The sequence below is a fragment of the Kitasatospora sp. NPDC001683 genome (assembly GCF_053596495.1).
Map to the genome: position 1 here is coordinate 1 of NZ_JBSFGK010000219.1, position 2682 is coordinate 2682.

The 2682-nt window shown below is 69.0% G+C and carries 3 protein-coding genes; 2 read left to right on the forward strand and 1 reads right to left on the reverse strand.

The window, feature by feature from the left end; genetic code table 11:
- Positions 1-275 (forward strand): hypothetical protein (locus ACWCYO_RS40545; protein WP_449787036.1); only part of this gene is annotated, 275 nt, incomplete at its 5' end.
- A 204-nt stretch (positions 276-479) separates the two neighbouring features.
- Here ACWCYO_RS40545 and tyrS read toward each other — a convergent pair.
- Positions 480-1748 carry a tyrosine--tRNA ligase gene (gene tyrS, locus ACWCYO_RS40550; RefSeq protein WP_270150923.1) on the reverse strand — a complete coding sequence of 423 codons (1269 nt, stop codon included), beginning with the start codon at positions 1746-1748 and terminating at the stop codon, positions 480-482.
- A gap of 314 nt (positions 1749-2062) precedes the next feature.
- Here tyrS and ACWCYO_RS40555 point away from each other — a divergent pair, with 314 nt between their 5' ends.
- The gene (locus ACWCYO_RS40555) at positions 2063-2593 is read left to right on the forward strand and encodes an HNH endonuclease (protein ID WP_270143026.1); all 531 of its coding nucleotides are present in this window, start codon (positions 2063-2065) and stop codon (positions 2591-2593) included.
- Positions 2594-2682: the final 89 nt, after the last annotated feature.

Genomic DNA, 2682 nt, shown 5'->3' on the forward strand with positions numbered 1-2682 from the left:
CTTTTGGCACGCTGTTGAGTTCTCAAGGAACGGACGCTTCCTTCGGACCGCCTTCCAGCGGGCCCTCCGGGCGCTTCGTTCTTTCGTGTTTCCAGTTTATCAGATGTTTTCCGCTCCGCTTTCCGGAGTTTCACTCATCCAATTTCCCGAACCGGCCGGGGCCGCTTTCTGCGACGACCACCACGTTAGCGCATTTCGAGAGTTACTCGAAATTCACGCTCACACCTGTCAACGGCAACGCCGAGAGACCCAACCGAATGGGCTTCGAGGTGTGAGAGTGGGTCCTGCTGAGTGGGGTGGCCGCTCCAGCGACTCGTTCAACACTAGGCCACCTGGAGGACATCGTCAAACGTCGAGGGCCGGATCTGTCCAGATCCGACCCTCGGGGCTCAAAGCCGCAGCTCAGAGTGGGTGTGCTTCAAGCCAGTCGATCAACTGACAGGTCGGCTGACAGGCCAGCAGACAGGTCGGCAGGCCGATCAGCCGGCCGGGACCAGTTCCGCCGCCGCCAGGTTGCGCTTGCCACGGCGCAGCACCAGCCAGCGGCCGTGCAGCAGGTCGGCCTCGGTCGGCACCGCTTCCTCGTCCGTCACCTTGACGTTGTTGAGGTAGGCGCCGCCCTCCTTGATCGTCCGGCGGGCGGCCGAGCGGCTCGGCGCCAGGCCGACGGCGACCAACAGGTCGACCACCGGCTGGAGTTCGGCGACCTCGGCCTTCGGGACCTCGGCCAGGGCCGCGGCCAGGGTCGGGGCCTCCAGGTCGGCCAGGTCGCCCTGCCCGAACAGCGCCTTGGACGCGGCGACCGCACGCTCGTACTGCTCGGCGCCGTGCACCAGCGTGGTCAGCTCCTCGGCCAGGGCGCGCTGGGCGAGGCGGGCGGCGGGGCGCTCGGCGGTCTCGCGCTCGAGCTCCTCGATCTCCTCCTTCGAGCGGAAGCTGAAGATCCGCAGGAAGTTGGAGACGTCCCGGTCGTCCGCGTTCAGCCAGAACTGGTAGAAGGCGTACGGGGTGGTCAGCTCGGGGTCGAGCCAGACCGTGCCGGACTCCGTCTTGCCGAACTTGGTGCCGTCGGCCTTGACGATCAGCGGCGTGGCCAGCGCGTGCACGGACTTGCCGTCGGCCTTGCGGATCAGGTCCGTACCGGCGGTGAGATTGCCCCACTGGTCGCTGCCGCCGGTCTGCAGGGTGCAGCCGTAGCGGCGGTTCAGCTCCAGGTAGTCCATGCCCTGGAGGATCTGGTAGCTGAACTCGGTGTAGCTGATGCCCGCGTCGGAGTTGAGCCGTCGGGCGACGGCCTCCTTGGCGATCATGTTGTTGACGCGGAAGTACTTGCCCACGTCGCGCAGCAGGCTGATCGCCGACATCCCGGAGGTCCAGTCCAGGTTGTTGACCATGCGCGCCGCGTACGGGCCCTCGAAGTCGAGGAACCGCGAGACCTGCCCGCGCAGGCGCTCGACCCAGCCGGCCACCGTCTCGGGGTCGTTGAGCACGCGCTCGGCGGTGGGCTTCGGGTCGCCGATCAGGCCCGTGGCACCGCCGACCAGGCCGAGCGGGAGGTTCCCCGCCTGCTGGATGCGGCGCATGGTGAGGATCTGCACCAGGTTGCCGAGGTGCAGGCTGGGGGCCGTCGGGTCGAAGCCGCAATAGAACGTGACCGGGCCGTCCGCGAACGCCTTGCGCAGTGCGTCCTCGTCGGTGGACAGGGCGATCAGCCCACGCCACCGCAGCTCGTCGACGATGTCCGTCACGGTCACGCTTCTCCTTCGATCGGGCGTCCGCCCGCTGTCGGCCCGGTTCGGTGGGGCCCCGGGTCGGTACGACTCCAGCCTGATAGAGCCTACGCGGTTCCGGCCAGCGAGTTTTCCCCGAGGCACCGGGGAGCGCACCGGGCCGCACCGGGCCGGGCCGGCGGCACCGCTCCCCGGGCTCCTCCGCGACACCGGAAATTCCGTTGTTAGTCGGCTGCGGGCCCATTCAGAGTGGTTTCACCGCCGTGCGGCGGCAGTGACGTGTGTGGAGACGGTCGTGCCGCCGTGGCACGCCCGTGGGAAGGGTGTGCCGAGTGCGCAACACGCTGGTTCTGAACGCGAGCTACGAGCCCCTGACGACGGTGTCGCTCCAGCGCGCCGTCGTCCTGGTGCTCCAGGACAAGGCGGTGGTGGAGCAGGCGCACCCGCTGCGCTCGATCCGGGGGACGGGCGTGGCCGTTCCGGTGCCACGGGTGATCAGACTGCAGAGGTACGTACGGGTGCCGTTCCGACAACAGGCCCCGTGGTCGAGGCGGGGGGTCCTGGCCCGGGACCAGCACCTGTGCGCGTACTGCGGGCGCCGGGCCACCACGGTGGACCACCTGCAGCCCAGGTCGCGCGGTGGCGAGGACAGCTGGCTGAACACCGTGGCCGCGTGCGCGGAGGACAACCAGCGCAAGGCCGACCGGACGCCGGAGCAGGCCGGGATGAAGCTGCTGCGGCGTCCGTTCGTGCCGACGCCACAGGCCACCCTGATGCTGGCGCTCGGCCTGCGCGGCTCGGAGGCCCGGGAGCTCGCCGACTGGCTGCCGGCCGTACCGGGGCAACCGGTCACTGCGGCCTAGCCCCGCGCTTCGCACATGGGGTTTTAGGTCTCCAGCCAGCGGGGTCGGGTTTCGTCGATGCCGAGGAGTTCGAGCAGGTGTGCTTGGAC